At 37.0% G+C, this 4,717-nt stretch carries 8 protein-coding genes; all 8 read left to right on the forward strand.

The genetic code is table 11. The features are described 5' to 3' along the window. The coding region (locus tag ROSEINA2194_RS12670) for a FlxA-like family protein (protein ID WP_007887729.1) at positions 1-570 on the forward strand (570 nt) is incomplete at its 5' end. A gap of 21 nt (positions 571-591) precedes the next feature. Further along, positions 592-942, forward strand: a complete 351-nt coding sequence (locus tag ROSEINA2194_RS12675) for a hypothetical protein (protein WP_044927971.1) — start codon at positions 592-594, stop codon at positions 940-942. 128 nt (positions 943-1,070) lie between these two features. Next, a complete protein-coding gene (locus tag ROSEINA2194_RS12680; protein WP_252832632.1) occupies positions 1,071-1,346 on the forward strand; it encodes a hypothetical protein in 276 nt (91 codons plus the stop codon). Between the two features lie 29 nt (positions 1,347-1,375). After that, positions 1,376-2,275, forward strand: coding sequence for a hypothetical protein (locus tag ROSEINA2194_RS12685; protein ID WP_007887734.1), 900 nt, complete (start codon positions 1,376-1,378; stop codon positions 2,273-2,275). 25 nt (positions 2,276-2,300) lie between these two features. Further along, positions 2,301-3,248, forward strand: coding sequence for a hypothetical protein (locus ROSEINA2194_RS12690; RefSeq protein ID WP_044927973.1), 948 nt, complete (start codon positions 2,301-2,303; stop codon positions 3,246-3,248). Between the two features lie 40 nt (positions 3,249-3,288). Further along, on the forward strand, positions 3,289-3,969 hold the full coding sequence (locus tag ROSEINA2194_RS12695; RefSeq protein ID WP_007887737.1) for a DUF6033 family protein: 681 nt from the start codon (positions 3,289-3,291) through the stop codon (positions 3,967-3,969). 156 nt (positions 3,970-4,125) lie between these two features. Beyond that, a complete protein-coding gene (locus tag ROSEINA2194_RS12700; RefSeq protein ID WP_007887738.1) occupies positions 4,126-4,335 on the forward strand; it encodes an HTH domain-containing protein in 210 nt (69 codons plus the stop codon). A 32-nt stretch (positions 4,336-4,367) separates the two neighbouring features. Continuing rightward, positions 4,368-4,523 (forward strand): hypothetical protein, encoded by a 156-nt coding sequence (locus ROSEINA2194_RS21205; RefSeq protein ID WP_172727122.1) that lies wholly within the window; start codon positions 4,368-4,370, stop codon positions 4,521-4,523. Positions 4,524-4,717: the final 194 nt, after the last annotated feature.

Raw genomic sequence — 4,717 nt, forward strand, 5'->3', positions numbered from 1 at the left:
ATACAGCAGGAGATTAACAATCTCAATCAGCAGTTAAGACAGCACCAGATCGAGCAGAGAAAGGAACAGCAGAGTAAAAATTCGTCATCTATGGATGATATGGTGGCTGGAACAAGTAACACTTCTAAAAAGAAAGACACCGGATTGTCACAGGCAAGTATGCAGGCGATGATCTCCGCAGATTCTTCCATGAAACAGGCAAAGGTGCAGGGAAGTATGGCAACACAGATGCAGGGACGTGCCAGTGTGCTTGAATCTGAAATCAAACAGGATGCCGGAAAAGGAAATACTGAGAAGAAGGAAGAAGAACTGGCAGAGCTGCAGGCAAAGGCACAGTCTGCGACAGCAGCACAGATGTCTACACTTGCAGATGCAAATAAATCAGTAGAAGAAGCTACAAAAGCGGAGAACAGCAATACAGAAGACACTGCAACAAAGAACAATACTGATAAATCCGAGAAAACACAGGAATCTGCGGGGGCTGCGGCAGAGGAGACAGACAGCGTAAAGAATACGGATATCAAAGGGGAAACACAGGTGACATATACACCGATTGATATTCGTTTATAGTTGGTAAAGGAGAATGGTATTATGTCAGAGATTAAGAGTTTTAGTGATTACACAAGTAAATATAACAGCAATGTAGATTATTCCGCATTATTTGGAGGAACTTCCGACAGTTCATCCGTAGGAAACACCAATATGCTTTCTGATTATGCTGCGATTAAAAACGGAAGCTATGGAAAACTTATGAAAGCATATTATGCAAAGCAGGATGCAGAAAAATTATCGGGTAAAGGCGATACTTCACAGAAGCTTACACTGATGAAAACAAGTGCGGATTCCCTGAAAAAATCAGCAGATGCTTTGAATGACTCTTCTCTTTGGGAAAAAAAGAAAATAAAAAAGAAAGATGAAAAAACGGGGAAGAGATTGCGGTAGAGGATTATGACTGGGATAAAATCACCAAGGCAGTAAAATCTTTTGTTGAAGATTATAATGATGTAGTTAGGGAAGCAGGAGAATCGAATACAAAGGATGTATTGCGAAATGCTTCATGGATGACTGGAATGACAGACAAAAACAGTAATATGCTTGCCAAAATAGGTATTACCATAGGAAAAGGAAACAAGTTGGAATTAGATGAGGGTGCTTTAAAGCAGGCAGATATCAGTTCGCTGAAAACGATCTTTACAGGATATAATTCTTTTGTAAGCAAAATATCGCAGAAAGCAACTGGTATATCGAATGCTGCAAACCGGGCGAGTGCAACCTATACAAATAATGGTACATACTCTAAGACGGATTCTTCTTTGACATCGAGCAAGATAGATAAAGAAGTATAGAAAGTGTGGACTAACTTAGGGAGGTTGCTATGAAAGTTCAAGGAAATAGGTATATTAATAATCCTGAGATGATAAAAAATAAGGTCGAGAAGAAAACAACTGTTCCTCAGAATATTATTTCGGAGGATGATGTGAAAATCAGTGATTCAGCAAGAAAGTTAGTTGAGACTGCTCGTGATAAAGTCTCAGATTTTCAGGCAATGCATTTTTCATCAATCAATGGAGAGATAAAAGAAATACCAGCAGAATACAAATGTGAGAATTTGTTTAAATTGGAACTAAAGACATCTTCTATTTCAGGAGATAAAAGTGTATTTGAAGGACATTCTGAGAATGAGGTTTCGGTTTTTGAGAAGTGGGTAGATGAAAATGCAGCAGAATATTTATCAGAAGATGAAAGAAATACACTAAAAGAACAGATTGACAAAATGGTGGCAGCGGTAGATGACTTGAATGCGAGGGAAGGGTATCGTGGTACTTCATTTGAATCGGTATTTTTATTAAGTGCAAGTGAAGCTGGATTAAACAAAATAAATAAAATGTATATCCCAGAACAATTACAGACTAGTTTTCAAAATATGATTGACGAATATGTTCATTTTAATGAGTCAGCACGCAATTCTATCATGGAGAGAATGACACCGGATTATATGGTTATCGGAATAAGGAGCAAAACAGAAACTTATAAGTACAAGTCAGAAATCATCTCCGATGAGAAGAATTTCTATACGAATGAGAAAACGGAAATGACTGGTTTGTGCGACAAATTTTTAAGTGATGAAATAGATAAGGATTCGTTTTATGATGGGCTGAAAGGTTACTTGAATCATTACTATGAAAACAGATATGAATTAAGAAATCAGCCGGGAAGTGTTAGAGAAAAATCAAATGATATGCTGGACAAATTGCAGCATATGTTTGGCGTTTAATGTTGAAAAAGGGTTTGGAATAATTATGAGGACAGTGACAGATGTAAACACAGTAAACCAGCTATTGACATATTCAAAACAGGCAGAGGCAGGAATACACCAAAAAGCAATACAGATGTTGCTTGGAGCAGGAAATAATAAAAAACAGGACAGTTTAAGTATTTCTGATGCTGCACGAGGCTTTTCAAAGCAATCCATAGCTGCACTGATAGATAAAAATGTGAATATTTCTAATAGTGAATTGGCTTATTATTTTGCAAACTATAATAATTCAAGTGCTATTTTGGATGCAATCAATTTTGGGGAGAATGTTTCCTGTGGATATAATTCTGATTTTAAGGAGTATGGGGTTATTTCCTTTGACCTTAATGGGAGCAGACAGGTAGTACCTAATTATGCAGTACCGAAAATGAATACAAGCACCATGTCAGGTATTTGTGCTGCAAATAATTCTTTGGTATTAAGTAATAAAAATTATTATTCATGGACAACATCAAGTGGCAGTAAATATACATGGACGGTCAATAATGGAAGGATAGGCTGGGCAGCCTCGGAATCGTTGCTTGTAGAGAATACAAATCAAAAAGGAACAAATTATAAGTGGGAAATGTGTAAGGCAGGCAATATCCTGTCGGAACTGGCACAGGGAAAGAGTGTGTGTGGGTATCTCTACAGCAATGAGGAGGTATTGTCCGTCTGTGAGAAAGTCAGGATTTCTCCGGGATTCTTTTCTATAGATGCGGGAGCAGGAAAACACACTTATTTATTGCAGGAATCAGGAAAGACCATAAATGTTGACGCAAAGATAAAACAGTTAAATGATATAAACTGGATAGAAATCGGATATAAAGAAGGAGATACGTTTTCCGTTTATGGTAAAGAGTATGCTATTGACAGCAGTGGGCATATCAATGTTTCGGCAGAAGATGAATTTACATCAACGGAAATTAAATATCCAAGTCGTTCAATATAATAGAAATTATTTTAAGTTTCAATAACAGGGAGGTAGGATTATGGCAATTACAGGTATCAATAACAGCAGTTACACATCGTATTATGCATCAGGTTACAAGAACACGGTTAAAAAGGCAGCTTGTGATATTCAAAAAACAAAGGAAAATTCACAGGTGAGCAAAACAGAAGAGAGTCAGGAAGATTATGTAAAAAAATTGCAGGAAAAAAATCCTCAAATAGATATTGTGGCAGGAAGTTCGGATAAAAATGTAAAAACAGCTAATCGTACAGGAAAAACAGATGTGAGGATTGCTCCTGAGATTTTAAATAGGATGATGAGTAATCCAGAGGTTGCCACAAAATATGAAAATATGTTGTCAAAAATTCCAGCATTAGATAGATGGGCTGACTCAATGATTAAATCAATGACTGGTAGTGAAGTTAAGTATCGTCAGGTATGGATAGATAAGGATGGTAATATGGGCTCCATGGTTATTACAGGACCAAGCGAAGAACAAAAAAAGGCTGATGAAGATAGAAAAATCGAGAAAAAGAAAGAAAATGAACAAAAACTTGCAGAACGGAGAGCTGAAAGAAAAGAGCAGATGAAGAAAATTCAGGAAGAAAGACGCACAATATTTGCAATTGGTACGGATATGAAAAGCATTACAGAGAATGTTGTAGCACAGGCAGTAGGTACAGCTCCATCTATCGGAGGAAGTTGTAATGTTAAGGCATAAGAGGATTTGATAAAAGAAAAATATCTAATTGGTGCATAGGATGGCATCACCAGAGAGTAGAGTGGCAGAAAGTCAGTAGATATAAAGTTATAGATAGATTTATTTATGAACCGTGAGGTGGATTTATGGGAATCTCTTTTTCAAATATAGGAACAGTTGGAAGGGAAGGATAGGCAATTAAGCGGTTTTTTGGAAGTGCTTGTTTCCTATCATGGCATATCCAAGCTAACGATAGCAAAAATGGCTGGTGTTGAGGAAAATGATATTGACAGGCTTTTAGCCAATCCACCAGAAAAGATTGAAATCGAAGTAAAGTATAAAATTGCTGTGACGGTTATGGAGGGAGTATCCCAAACTAAAATGTGAAATCTCAATTCAAGTTTGAGGAGGTGAACACTTTGGATATTGAGAAAGCTAAATTATATTACAATCAAATAAGAAGTGAAGATTTATGTGATTGTGATTATTGTAGAAACAATATTCATGAAGTTAAAGCAGCTTATTCTACCTCTTTTATAGGCACTCATCCCATAACCGGGAGTTCCGTAACGTAAATTGGCAGATTCTGTGGTGCGCTTCACAGCGTAAATTGGGCATGTATAAGCGTTCTCTCACAAGTCATCCATAATGTAAATGAAAGAAAAACGGTACAGACAAATATGATTTCCTTTGTGAGCCATGGAGATAAGACTCTTTAGAGGCTTATCGGAATGCCCGGCGAACAGGAACATCATATTTCGTCTGCACC

It is taken from the genome of Roseburia inulinivorans DSM 16841 (assembly GCF_000174195.1).
GTDB classification, from domain to species: domain Bacteria; phylum Bacillota; class Clostridia; order Lachnospirales; family Lachnospiraceae; genus Roseburia; species Roseburia inulinivorans.

Bases quoted from the DNA above. Each gene is read 5' to 3' on its own strand.
- ROSEINA2194_RS12675 (WP_044927971.1), top strand. From the start codon at position 592: ATGTCAGAGATTAAGAGTTTTAGTGATTACACAAGTAAATATAACAGC.
- ROSEINA2194_RS12680 (WP_252832632.1), top strand. From the start codon at position 1,071: ATGACAGACAAAAACAGTAATATGCTTGCCAAAATAGGTATTACCATA.
- ROSEINA2194_RS12685 (WP_007887734.1), top strand. From the start codon at position 1,376: ATGAAAGTTCAAGGAAATAGGTATATTAATAATCCTGAGATGATAAAA.
- ROSEINA2194_RS12690 (WP_044927973.1), top strand. From the start codon at position 2,301: ATGAGGACAGTGACAGATGTAAACACAGTAAACCAGCTATTGACATAT.
- ROSEINA2194_RS12695 (WP_007887737.1), top strand. From the start codon at position 3,289: ATGGCAATTACAGGTATCAATAACAGCAGTTACACATCGTATTATGCA.